This window comes from Hymenobacter sp. DG01 (assembly GCF_006352025.1).
Lineage (GTDB): Bacteria > Bacteroidota > Bacteroidia > Cytophagales > Hymenobacteraceae > Hymenobacter.
The window spans coordinates 3,040,001-3,057,982 of the sequence record NZ_CP040936.1 but is presented as its reverse complement, the minus strand read 5'-3'; the positions used below and the strand labels follow the sequence as shown (position 1 = coordinate 3,057,982).

The 17,982-nt window shown below is 57.6% G+C and carries 17 protein-coding genes and 1 tRNA gene; 15 read left to right on the top strand and 3 right to left on the bottom strand.

Annotation, left to right across the window (positions count from 1 at the left end; all coding sequences use genetic code 11):
• Position 1 precedes the first annotated feature (1 nt).
• The 3 genes from FGZ14_RS12960 (at position 2) to FGZ14_RS12950 (ending at position 2,247) form a co-directional block, all read left to right on the top strand.
• Positions 2–964, top strand: coding sequence for a GNAT family N-acetyltransferase (locus tag FGZ14_RS12960; protein WP_139924661.1), 963 nt, complete (start codon positions 2–4; stop codon positions 962–964).
• Positions 952–1,671 carry a uracil phosphoribosyltransferase gene (gene upp, locus FGZ14_RS12955; protein WP_139924660.1) on the top strand — a complete coding sequence of 240 codons (720 nt, stop codon included), beginning with the start codon at positions 952–954 and terminating at the stop codon, positions 1,669–1,671. The genes FGZ14_RS12960 and upp overlap by 13 nt, the downstream gene beginning before the upstream one ends.
• Before the next feature lie 117 nt (positions 1,672–1,788).
• Positions 1,789–2,247 (top strand): hypothetical protein, encoded by a 459-nt coding sequence (locus FGZ14_RS12950; protein WP_139924659.1) that lies wholly within the window; start codon positions 1,789–1,791, stop codon positions 2,245–2,247.
• 176 nt (positions 2,248–2,423) lie between these two features.
• Here FGZ14_RS12950 and FGZ14_RS12945 read toward each other — a convergent pair whose 3' ends face one another.
• On the bottom strand, positions 2,424–3,854 hold the full coding sequence (locus tag FGZ14_RS12945) for a DEAD/DEAH box helicase (protein WP_139924658.1): 1,431 nt from the start codon (positions 3,852–3,854) through the stop codon (positions 2,424–2,426).
• Positions 3,855–4,076: 222 nt separating this feature from the next.
• Here FGZ14_RS12945 and FGZ14_RS12940 point away from each other — a divergent pair.
• The 3 genes from FGZ14_RS12940 to FGZ14_RS12930 all read left to right on the top strand — a co-directional run bounded on the left by FGZ14_RS12940 (position 4,077) and on the right by FGZ14_RS12930 (position 5,648).
• Positions 4,077–4,150: transfer RNA gene (locus tag FGZ14_RS12940), tRNA-His, on the top strand.
• 158 nt (positions 4,151–4,308) lie between these two features.
• A complete protein-coding gene (locus FGZ14_RS12935) occupies positions 4,309–5,244 on the top strand; it encodes a PfkB family carbohydrate kinase (RefSeq protein WP_139924657.1) in 936 nt (311 codons plus the stop codon).
• Positions 5,245–5,378: 134 nt separating this feature from the next.
• Positions 5,379–5,648, top strand: coding sequence for a hypothetical protein (locus tag FGZ14_RS12930; RefSeq protein WP_139924656.1), 270 nt, complete (start codon positions 5,379–5,381; stop codon positions 5,646–5,648).
• Between the two features lie 75 nt (positions 5,649–5,723).
• Here the strand turns inward: FGZ14_RS12930 and FGZ14_RS12925 are convergent, their stop codons facing one another.
• Positions 5,724–6,530, bottom strand: a complete 807-nt coding sequence (locus tag FGZ14_RS12925) for a hypothetical protein (RefSeq protein ID WP_139924655.1) — start codon at positions 6,528–6,530, stop codon at positions 5,724–5,726.
• 231 nt (positions 6,531–6,761) lie between these two features.
• On the bottom strand, positions 6,762–8,495 hold the full coding sequence (locus tag FGZ14_RS12920) for a M61 family metallopeptidase (protein WP_139924654.1): 1,734 nt from the start codon (positions 8,493–8,495) through the stop codon (positions 6,762–6,764).
• Between the two features lie 235 nt (positions 8,496–8,730).
• Here FGZ14_RS12920 and rpmH point away from each other — a divergent pair, with 235 nt between their 5' ends.
• The 9 genes from rpmH to FGZ14_RS12875 all read left to right on the top strand — a co-directional run bounded on the left by rpmH (position 8,731) and on the right by FGZ14_RS12875 (position 17,605).
• Positions 8,731–8,889 carry a 50S ribosomal protein L34 gene (rpmH, locus tag FGZ14_RS12915; RefSeq protein WP_045689549.1) on the top strand — a complete coding sequence of 53 codons (159 nt, stop codon included), beginning with the start codon at positions 8,731–8,733 and terminating at the stop codon, positions 8,887–8,889.
• A gap of 55 nt (positions 8,890–8,944) precedes the next feature.
• Entirely contained in the window at positions 8,945–9,352 is a 408-nt protein-coding gene (locus tag FGZ14_RS12910; protein ID WP_257883222.1) for a ribonuclease P protein component, read from the top strand.
• 94 nt (positions 9,353–9,446) lie between these two features.
• Positions 9,447–11,156: a S41 family peptidase gene (locus FGZ14_RS12905; protein WP_139924652.1), complete on the top strand. Its 1,710-nt coding sequence runs from the start codon at positions 9,447–9,449 to the stop codon at positions 11,154–11,156.
• A gap of 102 nt (positions 11,157–11,258) precedes the next feature.
• On the top strand, positions 11,259–11,966 hold the full coding sequence (gene tsaB, locus FGZ14_RS12900; RefSeq protein ID WP_139924651.1) for a tRNA (adenosine(37)-N6)-threonylcarbamoyltransferase complex dimerization subunit type 1 TsaB: 708 nt from the start codon (positions 11,259–11,261) through the stop codon (positions 11,964–11,966).
• A 77-nt stretch (positions 11,967–12,043) separates the two neighbouring features.
• Positions 12,044–12,562, top strand: coding sequence for a DUF2480 family protein (locus FGZ14_RS12895; RefSeq protein ID WP_139924650.1), 519 nt, complete (start codon positions 12,044–12,046; stop codon positions 12,560–12,562).
• A 162-nt stretch (positions 12,563–12,724) separates the two neighbouring features.
• Positions 12,725–14,059: an APC family permease gene (locus tag FGZ14_RS12890; protein ID WP_139924649.1), complete on the top strand. Its 1,335-nt coding sequence runs from the start codon at positions 12,725–12,727 to the stop codon at positions 14,057–14,059.
• A gap of 18 nt (positions 14,060–14,077) precedes the next feature.
• On the top strand, positions 14,078–14,908 hold the full coding sequence (locus tag FGZ14_RS12885; protein ID WP_139924648.1) for an ion transporter: 831 nt from the start codon (positions 14,078–14,080) through the stop codon (positions 14,906–14,908).
• Positions 14,909–14,969: 61 nt separating this feature from the next.
• On the top strand, positions 14,970–16,190 hold the full coding sequence (locus tag FGZ14_RS12880) for a hypothetical protein (RefSeq protein WP_139924647.1): 1,221 nt from the start codon (positions 14,970–14,972) through the stop codon (positions 16,188–16,190).
• A gap of 113 nt (positions 16,191–16,303) precedes the next feature.
• Positions 16,304–17,605 carry a serine hydrolase gene (locus FGZ14_RS12875; protein WP_139924646.1) on the top strand — a complete coding sequence of 434 codons (1,302 nt, stop codon included), beginning with the start codon at positions 16,304–16,306 and terminating at the stop codon, positions 17,603–17,605.
• Positions 17,606–17,982: the final 377 nt, after the last annotated feature.

Genomic DNA, 17,982 nt, shown 5'->3' with positions numbered 1-17,982 from the left:
CATGCCCACGCGCCTGCTCCGCTACCCCGAAATCGACCTTGCTGCCTGGGACGCCTGCGTTAATTCGGCCCGGCAGGTGGTGCCTTACGCCTGCGCATGGTGGCTGCAGGCTACAGCCGGCCGCTGGGACGCGCTGGTGGAGGTGGAGGAAGCCACCGGCCGCTACCTGGCCGTGTGGCCTCTGCCCGTAAAGTGGCGCCCCTGGGGCCAAGAAGTGTATCAGCCGCCCTTTACCCAGCAGCTGGGCTTGCTGACGTGCCATGAGCACAGCCCAACCCTTCGGCAAATGCTGACAGCCGGGAAGCTGCCGCGCTACCCCCGTTTCTACACCCAACTCAATGATGGTAATGAGGGAGAGTCCGCTGCCTTCACACCAGCGCTAAACCAGGGTTTGGTGGTAAATCAGCGCCAGACCTACCACCTGCCCCTGACTAAGCCCTACGAGCAACTCCTGGCCGCTTACGCCCCCGACTACCGCCGCCGCCTGCGCCTCAACCAAGCGGCCCCTACCCCCCTGGTAGCTCGGAAGGCTGGTACGGCGGAACCTCTGCTTCAGCTATTCCAGGAAACCAAAGGCCCCGAGGCTGGCTTGAAGGCTCGGCATTACGCTAAGCTGCGCCGACTGATAAAAGCCCTGCAGGAGCGCCAGATGCTGGAAACCCTGGAAGTGCGCCAGCTCGAAACAGGGGAGCTGTTGGCTGGGGCCTTATTTGTGCGTTACCGGACGCGGCTGATCTATTTTTTCGCGGCGGCTTCCTTGGAAGGAAAAAAGGCGGGGGCTCCGCTGGTCTTGCTCGATGATGTAATTCAGCGGCACGCGGGTACGCCCGGGCTGGTTCTGGATTTTGAAGGCGGCACGATACCGTCAATTGCTCGTTTTTTCGCCAATTTCGGGGCCGAGCCCGTACCCTACGCGGCCCTATCGTTCACCCAACGCCCCTGGTATCTGAAATGGATGCGCTGACGCCCCCTTCCGCCGATTCTTCTGCCCCTGCTGCCTCGGCCGCTACCCCTGCTCCCGACCGCAGCCGCGTGCATGAGGTGTGTGCCGAGCCCTCCATTGCCAACCACTTCCTGGCTGAGCTGCGCGACGTGACGGTGCAGCAGGATTCTCTGCGCTTCCGCCGTAACCTGCAGCGCCTCGGCGAAATCATTGCCTACCGCATCAGCTCCCACCTCAGCTACACCGACCAAAGCGTGCGCACTCCGCTTGGCGAGTCCAGCGGCAAGCTCCTCCACGACTTCCCGGTGCTGGCCACCGTGCTACGGGCGGGCCTGCCGTTTCACCAGGGCTTCCTGAATTACTTCGACCAGTCGCCCTCGGCCTTTGCCGCCGCGTACCGCATCGAGGGCACGGCCCAGGTGCAGGTGCAGGTCGATTACCTTTCGGCCCCCAGCCTCGATGAGCGGGTCCTGATTTTGGCCGACCCCATGCTGGCCTCCGGCAAGTCGCTGGTGCAAACGTACCGGGCCATGCTGCGCTTCGGCACGCCCCGGCAGGTACACATTGCCGCCGTTATTGCCTCGCCGCAGGGCGTGGAGTACGTAACCCGCGAAGTGCCCGAGGCTACCCTCTGGGTGGCCGCCATCGACCAGGGCCTCAACGAGCAGGCCTACATCATCCCCGGCCTCGGCGACGCCGGCGACCTGTCGTACGGCAGTAAATTGTAGCAACGCCAGCGGTTTTTCGTAGCGAATCTGTAACACCGCCACAACCTTGCGGTAGCCCAAACCTGTTATCTTCACAGATGCGGCCTGCTGTATTTCTTCCGCCTATTTCATCGTATCGTGTTACCTGCCCTGCTCAAATACGCCTCCGTTTTTGCCATTGGCATGTTCAAGTTTGTGGCCGCGCCCATTGCCGGGGTAGCCGCAGGCTTGCCCGTAATGCTGATCTGGGGGTTATCGGTGGCCGGCATGATGACGACGGTGGTTCTCATTTCGGGCCTGGGCCGGAGCTGGGCGCTGCACCAGCGGCGCAAGCGCGAGGAGAAAGGCAAGCCCCTGTTTAGCCGCCGCAGCCGGACCGTGGTCAGTATTTATCGGCGCTTCGGCATGGTGGGCATTGCCTTCCTGACGCCTATCCTGTTTAGCCCGGTGGGCGGAACTGTTATTGCCACCCAACTGCACGTACCGCGCTGGCGCATTATGCTGCACATGCTCTGGAGCGCCGCCCTCTGGGGCATCACCTTCACGCTGCTGGCCGTTAAATTCAGCCACCTCCCCATCTTCGACCATTATAGGTAGCGAGTAAATGATTGAAGTGTGTCATGGCGAGGGCACCCAAGCCATCCTTCCTGACAATTCCCTACCCCCTTGAAACGTGACAAGCCCCTGACGATACCATACGTCAGGGGCTTGTCTGTTTATCAGGCTTCGCACATGCAGAGGAAGGGCGGCCTCGGTGTCCTCGCCATGACAGTTTACCGCTTCCTCCGGTGCTCGGCGCGGCCTTTGGCGGCCTTGGCGGCTTTAGCGGCGGGCGACGAAGACTTACCTTTTGAGGGGTTAGCTTTTTTACCCTTCTGGCTGCGGTTGGGCCCGGCCACAAACTCGCGGCCGGTACGCTTGTCGATGGTTACGCCGGGCTTGATCCACTCTTTGCGCTCGTGGAAAGCTCCCTGGAAGGTGGGGTCTTCACGCTTGCGGCGCTCATCTTTCTCGCGGTCCATGCTCTGCTGCTCATCGAAGCTGGTCTTGGCAATTTCTACCTCGGGGGGGAGGGGTAGCACCGGAATCTGCTGCCGAATCAGCTCCTCAATGCGGTGCATATGGTGCATTTCGGCTTCATTGGCGAAGGTGATGGCTGCGCCGGTGTGTTGGGCCCGGCCCGTGCGGCCAATGCGGTGCACGTAGTCGTCGTACACCAGCGGCACATCGAAGTTTACAACGTGCGAAACCTGGGGCACATCAATGCCGCGGGCCGCTACGTCGGTAGCTACCAGAAACCGCACGTCCCCAGCCTTGAAGGCTTCCATGGCGTTGATGCGCACGTTCTGGCCCTTGTTGCCGTGTATGGCCCGCACCTCGCCGTGGGCCTTGCGCTGCAGAAAGCTGGCTACATTTTCGGCGTGCTCCTTGGTACGGGTAAAAATCATGACCCGGTGGAACGTATCCCAGTCCAGGAACAGATACTCCAGCAGGTTGATTTTCGTGACCAGGTTCGGTACTTCGTAGAGGCTTTGGCTTACATTCTGGGCTGAGGTAGCGGCCGGCGTAACCTCTACCCGCACCGGAAACTCCAGGAATTCCTCGCTCAAGGTGGTTACTTTCTCGGGCATGGTGGCCGAGAACAGCACGTTTTGGCGCTTGCGCGGAATCACCTCCAGGATGCGCCGGATTTGGGGCATAAAGCCCATGTCCATCATCTTGTCGGCCTCATCCAGCACCAGCGTCTTCAGCTCTTTCAGCACCAGGTCGCCCTTCAGGTATAGCTCCATGAGGCGACCGGGGGTAGCAATCAGAATATCTACCCCCTTAGCAATGGTTTCAATCTGCGTTTTGGGGCCTAAACCGCCATATATAGCGAAAATGCGCAGGTCAGTGTAGGTTGCCAGCTTCTTGAGGTGGGCCTCCAGCTGCATAGCCAGCTCCCGGGTCGGGGCCAGCACCAACGCCCGCGGGTGTATGCCCTGGGCATACTTTACCTTCATCAGCAGAGGTAGGCCGAAGGCTGCGGTTTTACCTGTCCCGGTCTGGGCAATGCCCAGCACGTCGTGGCCGGCCAGCAGCAGCGGAATCGTCTGCTCCTGCACGGGGGTAGGCTGCTCGAAACCGGCCTCCTCCACGGCCATGAGGAGTTGCTTGTTGAGCTTGAAATCGGCGAAGGACAGCGGCTGGGGCGTCTCAGACATGGTAAAAGCGTATTGTAAACCACAAAGGTACGGGTAATACGGGCAGTGCGCGGTGCCCGGCCAAGGCTTGGCCCTCAGCATGGGGTAGCAACTGCAGGGGTTGAGCCCTAAGCCTTGCCTTCAGCCTACCAGCTAGTTAGACTCGTGATTAGAAAAAAACTCGGTCAAACATTTGCAAATAACCTGCCGCCCGCTACTTTTGTGGCTCCAATACCCAACACGGTAGGTATAGCTCAGCTGGTTAGAGCGTCGGATTGTGATTCCGAAGGTCGTGGGTTCGAGCCCCATTACTTACCCACCCCGAAAAGGCCTCAAACGTAACGTATGAGGCCTTTTTCTTTGCCCCTGCCGGTCCATTTTTATTCTTTTTTGGCTTAGTCCGGAAGGATTTGGAACACCGCTGTGTTGCGGGGCAGTAATAGTAGAACATGAACCACTTTTCCCCCTCTGATCTATGAGTCTGGTTGTTATCGGCACAGTGGCCTTCGACGCCCTGGAAACGCCCTTCGGCAAAACCGACAAAATTGTAGGCGGTGCCGCCACCTACATCGGCCTGTCGGCCTCCTACTCCGTGAAACCCGTGAAGGTAGTAGCGGTAGTCGGCGACGATTTTCCGCAGTCCGATATTCTGTCGCTGCAGGAGCACGGCGTCGATACGGAGGGCTTGCAGATCAAGCAGGGAGAGAAATCGTTCTTCTGGTCGGGTAAATACTCCAACGACCTGAACTCGCGCGAAACGCTGGTAACGGAGCTCAACGTGCTGGCTGATTTCGACCCCATCATTCCCGACTCGTACCAGGATTGCAAGTATCTGATGCTGGGCAACCTCACACCCCAGATTCAGCGGCTGGTGATTCAGCGCCTCGTGAACCGCCCCAAGCTCATCGTAATGGATACGATGAATTTCTGGATGGATGTGGCCCTGGATGAGCTGAAAACCACCATCGAAATGGTGGATGTGCTCAGCATCAACGACGAAGAAGCGCGGCAGCTGTCGGGGGTGCACTCCCTGGTGAAAGCGGCCAAAATCATCATGGCGATGGGCCCCAAATACCTCATCATCAAAAAGGGTGAGCACGGCGCGCTGCTGTTCCACAAGAATAAGGTGTTCTATGCCCCGGCCCTGCCGCTGGAAGAAGTATTTGACCCCACCGGAGCCGGCGACACCTTCGCGGGCGGCTTCATCGGCCACCTGGCCGCCACCGACGACATCAGCTTCGACAACATGAAGCGCGCCGTTATTCACGGGTCGGCCATGGCTTCGTTCTGCGTGGAAAAGTTCGGTACGGAACGTCTGCTGAACCTGACTCAGGAAGAAATTGAAGCTCGCGAGCAGCAGTTTGCCGACCTGGTAGCGGTAATTCCCGCTACGGCCGTGCAAAACGTGTAGGTTTTCCGGTCTTCTGCGAAAAGGGCCTTTGCTTCTGAGCTTTCTCAGAGGCAAAGGCCCTTTCTTTTTGGCAACCTTGTAGAAAGCTAGGGGGTAAAAGAGAATACATTTCTCATCCTTAAGCCTCTACTGCCATGTCTAAGCATAAAAAAGATTCCCCGGTTTCGAATCAAAAAAGCGACTCAGCTATGGGCCCCGATGCCTTGCAACACGCATCTTCGGTTGACCCCGATATGCGGGGTAGCGGCACGCACGTACAGAACGACAATCAAAACGGCCTGAACGAAGCCGGTAATCATACCCGAAATAACGCCCCCGGTGGTGGCGACAGTGAACAACAGCGGACTTCGCAAGCCAATAAGCCCCGGCACAATCCAAACCCAAGTCAGCAGAACCTTAAGTAGTGCGCATATCGCCAAAAAAGCCCCTCTGATTTTCGTCGGAGGGGCTTTTTTGGCAATATAGGTCACTGGAAAAAGCTATGGCACCACCTTCAGGCGCACTACTCGGGTGTCCACGTCGCCCTTATCAAAGAAGTCCTGCTCGAACAGGATGGTTTTGTTGTCGAGCCAGCGCGGTTGAGTGCAGCCCCACTCTGTCTGCCGCTCCCAAAGCAACCGGGGCTTACCCCCATCCATGGTCCAAAGTTGCAAGCCGCTGGGCTCAAAGCGGGCCAGCACATCAGAGTTGCCGCACACGAAGTGCTGCCCATCGGGCGAAATAACCGGTGGGGCCATCAACTGAGTACGGTGGCCCGTGCGCTGATCTACCAGCATGTAGTAACCGCCCTCATAGAGGTGCACTGAAAGCAGCCACTGCCTGATTTCAGGGAGTGTGGCCAGGTATTCGTAGGCGATGTTGCGCTCATCCTCTACCGGGTTGTTCACGAGGCGCACTTCGGAGCCTGCCGTAGGGCGCAGGCGCAGAATGCGGCCGGTGCGCACTACTCGGGGGCCAGCCTGAGTTAAGCGCCGCTTTTCCTGGGCAGCAAAATCCAGAAAGGACTCCTCCTCGGCCGCCGAAGCGGGCTTGCTGGCTACCCACTCGGGACTGGGCAGCCGCTCATACACGGGGCGGGCCGCGGGGTAAATGCGTAGTACGCGGCCCGGTACCTGCACCAGGGTATCGAGGTGTTCCAGGCGGTAGATGCGCGGCGGCTTAGGGGCCGGCACCGGATACACTGCAACGCCTGGCCGAGGCTTTTCGGCCGGCTGCATCCGCAGCGAGCATGCCGGCAAAGCCACAGCCAGCGGCAGTACGGCCGCCACGGTTCGAAACCGAAACATGATAGGGGTAGAGTTGATTCGAGATGCGCGACGTCTGGTGGACAGGGAGCGAAAAGAAAAATGCCGGCAGAAAGTTCGGCGCATCAGAAAATACGCAGAATTTTTAGTCGAGGGGGATAAAAATGAAGCGTTGATAAGCGAATGTGGTTGATCCGGACCCGGAGGGGCAGTACGAAGAAAGAAGGCCAGGACTTATACAGCCTGTCCGTGGCGAGCAGGGCAGCTGACTGGCTAAAAATCCTGCTTCATCCACTGGCGGAAGCTGGCCTGCTGCTCCGGGGTAGGGACGGCCAGTTTCTCTACCGTAACCTTATGCCAGAAGCGGTGGGCCGGATCGGCTAGCAGTGCTACGGTAACCAGCCGATTCTGGCGGAAAACCGTCAGCTCATGGTGGTCGGCGCCGTCGCTGAGCAGGCTCTGCAGGTTCATATCCACCCGGCGGCCGTTCACGGCTACTACCTCATCATCCACGGTCAAACTCAGCGCCGCCGGCGAGTCGGGCAGGATGTCGGTTACTTCGGTGCGGCCATTCTTGACTACCGTCCGGAAGCCGTAAGTGCCCTCCGAAACGGATAGGTTCTCGTCGAGCTGCAGCCGGCAGCCCACAAAACCCAGCACCCGGTTCAGGGGTTCTTCCAGCGGGGCAGTACCGTAAATAAACTTATCAAAATAGGCCTGCATATCGCGCCCAGCCGTTTCGTTCACGATGCGGAGGTAGTCTTCCTCGGTGTAGCCCACCCCGGTTTTGCCAAACTCTTCCCACAGACGGCGCATTACATCATCGAGGCTGCGCTTGTGCCCCGAAAGCTGCCGGAGCGTAAGGTCGAGCAGCAGCGCCACCAAAGCCCCTTTGTGGTACACTGAAACCTTGCGGTCCGGAATGCCGGGCTTGTAGCCATCCAGCCACAGGTCCATGCTGGCATCAGCCACGGAGAGGTGGTAGCGGCCGTAATCGTCGTAGTGCTTGCGCAGCACGGTATTCAGCTCCTGGAAATATTGCTCTGTGCTCCGCACGCCTGACCGGGCCAGCAGGTACTCGCCGTAGTAGGTAGTAATGCCCTCGGCAATAAAGCAGGTGCGGAAGTAGTTTTCCCGCGCGTAATCGTAGGGCTGCATTTCAGCCGGCCGGATGCTCTTGATGTTCCAGGCATGGAACAGCTCGTGGCAGCTAATGCCCAGCAGCTCTTTGTACAGACCCTCCGTCATAAGCAGCTCGGCCGGCCCCAGGGTAATTACGGTGGAGTTGAGGTGCTCTACCCCGTGGTAGTGCTTGTAGGGCAGAATTTGGTTCAGGAAGTGGTAATCCTGGGCCGGAAAAGAGCCGAATAAGGCTAGCTGCTCTTGGCTGAAGGCTCGAAAGTCCTCCACCAGTCGGGTCCAGTCAACCGGGCACTCTCCCTGAATCCAGATGTAGAAGGGCAGCCCGCCCACCTCGTAGTTACGGTACTGCAGGGTAGGACTAGCAATCAGCGGCGAATCGGCCAGGTGGTCGAAGCTCTGGGCCTGTAGGGTATTGGGGCCGCTCTGGGGTAGGCCGCAGGCAATCTGCCAGCCTTCCGGCAGCTCCAGCAGCAGCTGGCAGGTTTCCTGCTGGCGCCCTTCCACGTACATAAAGCCCTGCACTGGGTTCAGGTACAGCTGGCTTTCATCGAGCCAGGAGCCACCCGCGTCCATCTGGTGGGCGTAAAAGTTGTAGCGTACTCGCACCGTGCGGCCGGCCGCGCCCGTCACCTGCCACCGGTCCTTCGTGGTTTTCCGCGTTGTGAGGGCCTCGCCCGAAGCCGCGTCTTCAATCACCACGTGCTGCAGCTTCTGAGCAAAATTCTGTAGCTCATAGCGACCCGGTCGCCAGGCCGGAAGCTGTAGTTCCAGGGCCTCGGTAGCCGTTGCCGGCACCTCAAAGGTCATCTGGAGTTGAACGTAGAAAGTCAGCGGGTTCTCGAACGAGACGTGGTAGTGAATCATGGAAGCGCAAGCGGCGGCAAAGGCCGGGATACCTGGACGTAAAGCTACGAATTTGCGGGTCGGATGCCGCCGGGTTTCATACGGCTCCGCCCGGAAAAGAACCAGCCGGCGGCAGGAACATTTCTGGGAAAAGGCAAAGAATCAGAGGTGAAAAACCCGCCCGGGGCATTGCCTTTTCCAATTCATACCGTTACCTTTGCCGGCCTTACCTGTCACTGAGTCACTTAACCATACCATGAAACGTACTTTTCAGCCCTCGCAGCGCAAGCGCCGCAACAAGCACGGTTTCCGCTCGCGCATGGAAACCGCTAACGGCCGCAGCGTAATCGCCCGTCGTCGTGCCAAAGGCCGCAAGCGCCTGACCGTATCCGACGAAGGCCGTCATAAGCGCTAAGCCGCTGCCGGCTTCTGTGCAGCCACTCTCGGGGCCGATGAACTCTACACCCGACGTGCGCTCCTTTTCGTTTCCGAAAGAAGAACATCTGTGCCGTAAAAAGCTTATCGAAGAGCTTTTCGGCCGGGGTTCTTCTTTTGGTTTATACCCCCTGCGGCTCGTGTGGCTGCCTACGGAAGTGCCTACCGCCGAGCCGCCCCAGGTGCTGGTAAGCGTTAGCAAGCGCAGCTTTAAGCGCGCCGTGGACCGCAATTACCTTAAGCGCCTGATGCGCGAAGCCTACCGCCTCAACAAATATCGGCTCCTGGAAGCCGAGGGGGGGCATTGCCTCGGCCGCCTGGCAATTATCTACACGGGCAAGGAAAAAAAGCCTTTCGCGCTGGTTGAAAAAAAATTAATTTCAGGGCTAGAGCGTTTGCTCAATGAAGCCCGTGCAACTCCTGCGGGAGGAGCCGGTTCTTAGGTACAGATGCCTGGCTATCCGGCTGTTCACCCTGAGCGTGAAGAACGGAAGCAAGGCATACCGTAGGGTCGTTTAGTTGCTTTCAGCCCCGTTTATGCGCAAAAAATCCCTGGCCGCCGTTGCCCTGCTTGGTGGAGCGGCGCTGCTCGTATCCTTCCGCTCGGCTTCTGATAATGAGCGGTATTTCGAAATAGCCAAGAACCTCGACATTTTCGCTACCCTGTTCAAGGAAGTGAATACCTATTACGTGGACGAGGTGCCGCCGGCCAAGCTGGTGAAAACGGGTATCGATGCGATGCTCAAGTCGCTGGACCCCTACACTAACTACATTCCCGAGGACGATATCGAGGACTTCCGGACCATGACCACCGGGCAGTACGGGGGTATCGGGGCAGTAGTCGTGAAGCGAAGCGGACGAACGGTTGTGCAGGCAGCCTACGAAGGCTACCCCGCCCAAAAAGCTGGTTTGCTGCCCGGCGACGAAATTCTGAGCATTAACGGGGTCAGCGTTGATAAGAAAACCAACTCCGACATCAGCAAGCTGCTGAAGGGCCAGGCCAACTCCCTGGTGAAGCTGATGGTGACGCGCTACGGCCAGGATGCGCCCGTAGAAATCAACATCACCCGCGACAAGATTCAGGTGGATAATGTGCCGTACTACGGCATGCTCACTTCGGAAGTCGGCTATTTCCAGCTGTCGGGCTTTACCGTGGACGCGGGCAAGGAAGTGCGGCTGGCCGTGGCCAAGCTTAAGGAGCAGGGCGCTAAAAAGCTCATCTTTGATATTCGGGACAACCCGGGCGGCCTGCTTAACGAGGCCGTGAATATCTCCAACCTGTTCGTGGACAAGGGCCGCGACATCGTGAGCACCAAAGGCAAAGTTTCCGACTGGAATAAAACCTACAAGGCCCTCGATGCCCCGCTGGACACCCAGATTCCGATGGTGGTTATTACCAGCAACCGCTCGGCTTCGGCCTCCGAGATTGTATCCGGCGTACTGCAGGATTACGACCGCGCCGTGCTGGTAGGGGAGCGTACGTTTGGTAAAGGTCTGGTGCAGGCTACCCGCCCCTTGAGCTACAACTCCCAGCTCAAAGTGACGACGGCCAAATACTATATCCCCAGTGGCCGTTGCATTCAGGAAATCGACTACACGCACCGGGCCGAAGACGGGACGCTGGGCAAAGTGCCCGACTCGCTGCGTACGTCCTTCCGGACCGTGGCTGGCCGCACGGTGTATGATGGTGGCGGGGTAGCTCCTGATGTGGAAGTGCAGGACCGCGAAATTGCCGACATCACCCGTGTGCTGCTCCAGAAAAGCTACCTGTTCGACTACGCCACCCGCTACCGGTCTGAGCACGCCAGCATTGCCCCCGCCCGGCAGTTCAAGCTCTCGGATGCCGACTACCAGAAGTTTGTTGATTACCTGAAGGGCAAGGACATCAGCTACAGCACCGACGCGGAAAAAGCGCTGGCCGAGCTTACTAAAAAAGTGAAGGAGGAAAAGCACTACGACGACGTGAAAACGGAGCTGGAGGGCATGCGCAAAAAGGTAACTACCAACAAGGCCAACGACCTCATGCGTTTCAAGCCTGAAATCCGGGAGCTGCTGGAGCAGGAAATTGTGTCGCGCTATTACTTCCAGAAGGGCAGCGTGGAGGCCAGCTTCGACGACGACCCCAACATCCTGATGGCTCTGAACGTGCTCAACGACCAGCCCCGCTACACCGCCCTGCTCAAGCCCGGCACCCTGGAGGCCAAAACCCGCCCCGAAGCCAAGCGTAGCACGGCAGGAGGGAAGTAGCACAGCAGGAAACTAAGAACTCCAGAAAGCAAAAAGCAGCTCAGAACGAGCTGCTTTTTGCTTTTGCAACCGTCTTCCCGGTAGCTGCCTTACCTTTGCATCATGTCTAAGTTGCTGCTTTCCCTTGAAACCTCCTCGCCGGTTTGCTCTGTTGCTCTGCATCAAATTGATGATGGGAAGCTGATAGGCCAATCGGAGTTGCGGCTGGAAAAGTCGCACTCCTCGCACCTGAGCGTACTCATCCATCAGCTGCTGGAGAATACCCTGCATACCCTACCCAACCTGGCGGCGGTAGCTGTATCGGATGGGCCGGGGTCGTACACGGGGCTGCGCATTGGGGCTGCTGCCGCCAAAGGACTGTGCTACGCCCTGGATATTCCGTTGCTGGCCGTGAGCACCCTACGCAGTATGGCCTACCAGGTAGCTAGCCGCACGGCCCGCTCTGAGCAGTACCTGTACTGCCCCATGCTGGACGCCCGCCGGATGGAAGTATACGCGGCCATCTACCGCTCCGACGCAACGGAAGTGCTGGCGCCTACCCCCCTGGTGCTGGACCAGGCCACACTGGCCGAACATTTAGCCCACCACTCCTTGTTATTCTTTGGTGGTGGGGCGCAGAAGTTCCAGCCGCTGGTAGGGTCTAACACCCGCGCTGAGTTTCTGTCAGGGGTAGAGCCTTCGGCGGTAGCAGTGGGCGCGCTGGGCGTAGCCGCTTACCAGCAGCAGGAATTTCAGAGCGTAGCCTACTACGAGCCTTTTTACTTAAAGGAAGTGCACACTACCACTCCCAAAAATAAGCCGGGCCAGTAGGCTGCTCCCCCAGGCCCGGTAGTTTCAAAAGGCAATGACCGTTTCAGTCAATAGCTAACCTTAAGTTGGCGTATATCATGGACGAATTCATCAACCGCGTGGCGCAAAGCGCCCTTACTACCCTCAACCTCGAAGAGTTTATTCATCCGGGCGAGCGGGTAGAGTATGACATCAAGGATAATTTGTTTCACGGGCTGATGCTGCGTGAGAAAGACTTCCGCGAGTTTATCAAAACCCACGACTGGAGCCAGTACGACGGCAAAAACGTGGCCATCATCTGCTCGGCCGATGCCATTGTGCCAACCTGGGCCTACATGCTGCTGGCCACCAAGCTTCAGAATCATGCGCACCGCTACGTGTTCGGGAGCCTGGAAGCTCTGGAGCAGGAGTTGTTCCATGAGGCTATTGCTGCCATTGATGTAGCGCAGTACCACGATGCGAAAGTGGTAGTAAAAGGCTGCGGCGACAAACCTGTGCCTACTTACGCCTATGTAGCCATCATGCAGAAGCTGCTGCCGGTAACCAGCAGCATTATGTATGGCGAGCCCTGCAGCACGGTTCCGCTGTATAAGCGCCCGAAAGCAGTACAGCAGTAGGACGTTTCCAACTGAAGCGAAATACAAAAAGGCCTTCGAGTGAAGAGGCGTTGGCTGGTTTTCCGGCCGGTGCCTCTTCACCCGAAGGCCTTTTTATGGGGTTTGCACGAGAGCGTTATCCTGAACCTCCGCATCTTTGGTTTCCTCTAACCTAACCATTGCATGCCTTCATCAGCTCCTTCTACTTACAAAATCAGCGTCCTGACGGGTATTGCCATTGTGGTAGCCAACATGGTGGGCACAGGGGTTTTTACCAGCTTGGGGTTTCAGGTAGCCGATATCCAGAGCGGATTTGCCTTGCTGATGTTGTGGGGGGTAGGGGGGATTATTGCGCTGTGCGGCGCGCTGAGCTACGGTGAGCTGGCCGCTGCCATGCCCCGCTCAGGTGGCGAGTACCACTATTTATCCCGCATTTATCATCCTGCGGTGGGGTTTCTCTCGGGGTGGGTATCCTCTACGGTAGGGTTTGCGGCCCCCACCGCCTTGGCTGCTATGGCTCTGGGGCGCTACGCCCAGAGTGTATGGCCTGCGGTGTCACCCGTCGGCATGTCGATAGGGGTAGTGCTGGCCCTGGCAGCCGTGCACATGAGCAGTCGGCAGGCTGGCAGCCGCCTGCAGGTACTGATTACAGCCCTGAAAGTGCTGGTATTGGTGAGTTTTATTGGGGTAGGGCTGGCCGTGGCTAGTCCGCAGGCCATGCACTTCGCGCCCCGTACCTCAGCCGATTGGGGCCAGCTGCTTAGCCCCGCCTTTGCCGTTTCGCTGATTTATGTTTCGTATGCCTACTCGGGCTGGAACGCGGCCGTTTACCTGACGGGCGAAGTGCACCAGCCCCAGCGGAACCTGCCCCGGATTCTGCTCGTCGGAACAATTATCGTTCTGCTGCTTTATGTTGGTCTGAACTTCGTTTTCCTCTACTCAACCCCTATCAGCGCCTTGAAAGGACAGTTGGAGGTAGGCTTTGTGGTAGCAACTACGCTGTTCGGGCCTACGGCCGGACGGGTGATGGGCGGCGCCATTGCCGTTTTGCTGGTGTCCACGGTTAGCTCCATGATTTTCGCTGGGCCGCGTATTGTGCAAGTAATGGGGGAGGACCTGCCGGCCCTGCGGCCCCTGGCCCGCGTAAGCCCGAAAGGTATTCCGGTGCGGGCAACCCTGTTTCAAACCGCGCTTACCTTGCTTTTCATCCTGACTGCTACGTTCGAGCAGGTGCTGCTCTATGCTGGCTTTGTACTGAGCCTGTTCACGTTCCTGACGGTTCTGGGCTTGTTTGTGCTGCGTTTTCGGCAGCCCAGGCTTCCGCGGCCGTACCGGGCGTGGGGGTATCCGGTTACTCCGCTGCTTTTCCTGCTGCTCAATGGCTGGACGCTCTGGTTTATTGCCGGCAGCAAACCCTGGGAAACGCTGTATGGGCTGGGTACGCTCGCCGTTGGGCTGCTGGTTTATTTCGTGGGACAGCGGCTGGGGCATCAACCCCAGGCCAGCTCCCAGTCGTAATCAGACTTTCTCTACGGTATGGAAACCCCCGACGCCCACCCGCTGCCTTCCTGGAAACAGAAGGCTTACAGCATCATTTTCGAATCGGATACGCCCGCCGGGCGTTCCTTCGACATTGCCTTGCTGTGGGCTATTTTGCTGAGTGTGGTAGTAGTGATGCTGGAAAGCGTCAGAAGCATTAATGCGCAGTACGGGCCCTACCTGCGGGTAGTGGAGTGGATATTCACTGGCGCTTTCATGCTGGAGTATCTGGCCCGCCTGATTGTGGTGCGGCGCCCGCTCACTTACGCATTAAGCCTGCTGGGTATCATCGATTTTCTGGCCCTGGCGCCTACCCTGATAAGTTTACTGGTTGCCGGTAGTCAGTACCTGCTCGTCATTCGCACGCTCCGCCTGCTGCGCGTATTCCGCATTTTCAAGCTGGGCCACTTCGTTGGGGAAGGCGAGTTTATTGTGCGGGCCCTCAAAGCCAGCCGCTTCAAAATACTGGTCTTCCTGACGGCCGTACTGACGCTGGTAGTGGTTATTGGGACTTTGATGTACGTAGTAGAAGGTGGCGAAAACGGCTTTACCAGTATTCCGAAAAGTATTTACTGGGCCATCGTTACCCTAACTACGGTAGGCTACGGAGATATATCGCCGGTTACGGTTCTGGGTCAGACACTGGCCTCGGTGCTCATGATTCTGGGCTATGCCATCATTGCCGTGCCTACCGGCATTGTTTCCGCCCAGATGGCCTCACCGCAAAACACACCTGCTCCTTATAAACAGGTTATCTGCCACGTTTGCCAGGCCACTGAGCACCGGCCGGAAGCCGAATTTTGCTGGCGCTGCGGCGAGAAGCTCTGAGCCGCATAAGCTCAGCGCTATATTATTTACCTTTCGGCCCTCTCTCCACTGTATAGTTTGTATGCGTTCTTTCGTCACCCGGCTGCTATTGCCGGTTATGGTAGCGGTGCTGGCCGCCTGCTCCGATCAAAAGTCAGCTCGTACTGAGCAGCCCGCCGCATCCCCGGCCACGCCGCCCGATTCAGCCACCACTTCGCCGGTGCCGGCCGCCAAGCCCGCCGCCCCCGATACATCGGCGACCCACAACGTAGCAGCCTACCTGGCCGGGCTACCCGTCAGCAAGGCCAGTGGCCTGCGGCCGCTGACCGCCCAGCCGGGCTGGCAGTCCTACGCCGCCGATGCCGCCAAAAGCTGGACCAACTATCATGCTACCCGCACCACTAAGATAGAAGCCTGGGCTCGGCAGGAGCTTGATTCTGCCCGCGCGGCCAGTCCTACCATCTTCTACCCCTTTAGTGGCCCCGATTTCCTGAACGTAACCACCATGTTCCCCACCAGCTCCACGTATGTGCTTATGGGACTGGAGCCGGTAGGGAGTGTTCCGCGCCAGGCTACTCTGGCGAACCCCCGTTTGTTCACGGCCCTAAAAGCCTCGTTGTGGTCAGTGCTCAACTTCAGCTTTTTCCGCACCAATGACATGGCGGTGGATCTGAAATCAGTAGAGCTGGATGGGGCCCTACCTCTGATGATGCTGTTTGCTGCCCGCACCAATCATCAGGTAGAGGCCGTGCGCTACATCCAGCTTACCCCCGAAGGAGAACTAGCTGCGGCCGATACGGCGGCCATTCAGCGCCCGGGACCTAAAATGGTACCTGGGGTTGAAATGATCCTGCGCACCCCGGCCGGCCAGAAAAAGACCGTTCTGTATTTCTCTGCTGACCTCAGCGACTGGAAACTGGGTACTACCCAGGAGGCTGCCCTGAAGTATGTCCGTTCCTTAGGTCCATTGACTACCTATGTAAAATCGGCCACCTACCTCATGCATAAAACCTATTTCAGCAAAGTCCGGAATCTGGTATTGGAGCGTAGCAACTATGTTTTGCAGGACGATTCGGGTATTGCCATGAAGTACTTCCGGCCGGCTGCCGATTGGCAGTTTACCTTCTACGGAACCTATAAACGCCCCATCAACCTCTTTGCCAAGCACTACCAGCCGGAGCTAACCACAGCCTACGCCGACACCGCCAACCCGGCCCGGCTACTACCCTTCGGCACCGGCTACAACTGGCGCCCCAACGAGTCAAACCTTCTCCTGGCGCATCGTACTACCCCCGTGCAGTAGCAGAATCGGTCCTGCTTCTAAAAGAATAAGAGTTGCTTCTTCCCGGAGCAGCTCTTATTCTTTTAGAAGGGGGTATAGAAACGGACTGACCACCTTTACCTACCTTATATAGTATGTACTCTCGGTTCACTTCTACTATCCTGCTCCTGTGGTGCGCTTTTGTGTGCAGTAGCCAGTATCCCGCCGCCCGGGTTACCCCTGCCAGTATTCCCGTGCGGGTCCCTAACAGCTCCCTGCTGGATAGTCTGCTGCACACTGATTCACGCTTGACCTCTGTGGTAAGTCGCGCCAGCCAATACGAGCTGCAAATCATCTATACCCAAATTAACCGCGACGCCAACCAACAGCCTCATTTCGTACAGCACGATTTCCGCCTCGATGCCCGTCAGTATTTCAACCCAGCTAGTCTGGTCAAACTCCCTACCGCGGCCTTAGCCTTGGAAAAGCTTGACCAGCTGCGCCGGCCCGGGCTTACGCGTCGTTCACCCATGGCCACCGGGGTAGGCTTCCGATGCCAGACGGCGGCCCCATTCATTGCCTCCTCCGATTCAGACCGAATCAACACCGTCGGAAATTATATCAAGCGCATGTTGCTGGTCAGCGACAACCAGGCTTATAATCGGCTCTATGAATTTCTCGGCCAAGGAGCTATTAATGCTCGTCTAAGCCAGCTCGGGTACTCAAATGCTCGCATTGTTCGCCGTTTCGCTCCCTGTGATACAACTGCTAACCGCCACACAAACCCTATTGAGTTCCAGGACCCCCATACCGGTCAGATAAGTTACCGGCAGGCTGCTACCCTGAATCCTCTTCCTTATACCTACCCCATAGGCCCTATTGCTAAAGGACGCGCCCACCAAGCCGGCGGCCGTATAATCCAGCGCGCGTATGACTTTACCACCGCCAATTACTTACCTCTGCAAGACGTTACAGATATACTGAAGTCTATTCTGTTTCCGGCAAGCGTACCTGAGCACCAGCGTTTCCAGCTAACCCCCACCGATTACGCGTTTCTGCGCTACTACCTGCACCAAACTCCTCATAGCTCAGGCTACAGTCTGTATAAATCATCAAGCTATTTCGATGCCTACAAGAAATATCTCTACTACGGCCGCCAGCGCACCAACCCGGCCCAATCGGATGTACATATATATAATGTAGTGGGCATGTCCCACGGCTATCTCGCCGATGTGGCCTACTTTGCCGATTCCACGCGCCGCACAGAGTTTTTCCTTAGTGCGGTCCTATACGTTAATAAAGATGGTGTTATTAATGATGGAGTCTATGAGTACGAGTCCATCGGTCTGCCTTTTCTCGCTGCTCTAGGCGAAACAATAGCCCGCTACGAGTCCCAAAGGCCACGTACTACCCTCCCTATTTTATCTGATGTATTCTCACCCGCAACGGTAAGGTGAAAAAGTATCAAAACACTCAGGTAAGTAGAAATCTGATTATCAGGTAATAGCCGTGCCAACAGACCTTACAACAACGGCCTTGAACGAAAAAAGGCGGGACTGGGTTTGGAAATCCGAAGCAGACCCTGCACTTTTGCACTCCCAAACCGAAACGCGGTAGGGGCGGCGGAAGAAGACGCGGTGCGCTTCTTGCCCGATCAAGCCGATGGCATCTGGCCCAGGCCCTTTTCTCGAAGAAAACACGCAAAAAGTTTTTTTCGATTCAGGCTTGCGAAAGTGAAACGGGTGGTGTTACCTTTGCACCCCGATTCAGCCGGAAGCGGGCGAGAGCAGCAAAAAAACTTTTCACTTTTCCTTGCAAAAGCCAACTAATGGGT

What these genes read in the sequence shown, in the direction of transcription:
- FGZ14_RS12960 (WP_139924661.1), top strand. Translation starts at nt 2, where the DNA reads ATGCCCACGCGCCTGCTCCGCTACCCCGAAATCGACCTTGCTGCCTGG.
- upp (WP_139924660.1), top strand. Translation starts at nt 952, where the DNA reads ATGGATGCGCTGACGCCCCCTTCCGCCGATTCTTCTGCCCCTGCTGCC.
- FGZ14_RS12945 (WP_139924658.1), bottom strand. Translation starts at nt 3,854, where the DNA reads ATGTCTGAGACGCCCCAGCCGCTGTCCTTCGCCGATTTCAAGCTCAAC.
- FGZ14_RS12935 (WP_139924657.1), top strand. Translation starts at nt 4,309, where the DNA reads ATGAGTCTGGTTGTTATCGGCACAGTGGCCTTCGACGCCCTGGAAACG.
- FGZ14_RS12930 (WP_139924656.1), top strand. Translation starts at nt 5,379, where the DNA reads ATGTCTAAGCATAAAAAAGATTCCCCGGTTTCGAATCAAAAAAGCGAC.
- FGZ14_RS12925 (WP_139924655.1), bottom strand. Translation starts at nt 6,530, where the DNA reads ATGTTTCGGTTTCGAACCGTGGCGGCCGTACTGCCGCTGGCTGTGGCT.
- FGZ14_RS12920 (WP_139924654.1), bottom strand. Translation starts at nt 8,495, where the DNA reads ATGATTCACTACCACGTCTCGTTCGAGAACCCGCTGACTTTCTACGTT.
- rpmH (WP_045689549.1), top strand. Translation starts at nt 8,731, where the DNA reads ATGAAACGTACTTTTCAGCCCTCGCAGCGCAAGCGCCGCAACAAGCAC.
- FGZ14_RS12905 (WP_139924652.1), top strand. Translation starts at nt 9,447, where the DNA reads ATGCGCAAAAAATCCCTGGCCGCCGTTGCCCTGCTTGGTGGAGCGGCG.
- tsaB (WP_139924651.1), top strand. Translation starts at nt 11,259, where the DNA reads ATGTCTAAGTTGCTGCTTTCCCTTGAAACCTCCTCGCCGGTTTGCTCT.
- FGZ14_RS12895 (WP_139924650.1), top strand. Translation starts at nt 12,044, where the DNA reads ATGGACGAATTCATCAACCGCGTGGCGCAAAGCGCCCTTACTACCCTC.
- FGZ14_RS12890 (WP_139924649.1), top strand. Translation starts at nt 12,725, where the DNA reads ATGCCTTCATCAGCTCCTTCTACTTACAAAATCAGCGTCCTGACGGGT.
- FGZ14_RS12885 (WP_139924648.1), top strand. Translation starts at nt 14,078, where the DNA reads ATGGAAACCCCCGACGCCCACCCGCTGCCTTCCTGGAAACAGAAGGCT.
- FGZ14_RS12880 (WP_139924647.1), top strand. Translation starts at nt 14,970, where the DNA reads ATGCGTTCTTTCGTCACCCGGCTGCTATTGCCGGTTATGGTAGCGGTG.
- FGZ14_RS12875 (WP_139924646.1), top strand. Translation starts at nt 16,304, where the DNA reads ATGTACTCTCGGTTCACTTCTACTATCCTGCTCCTGTGGTGCGCTTTT.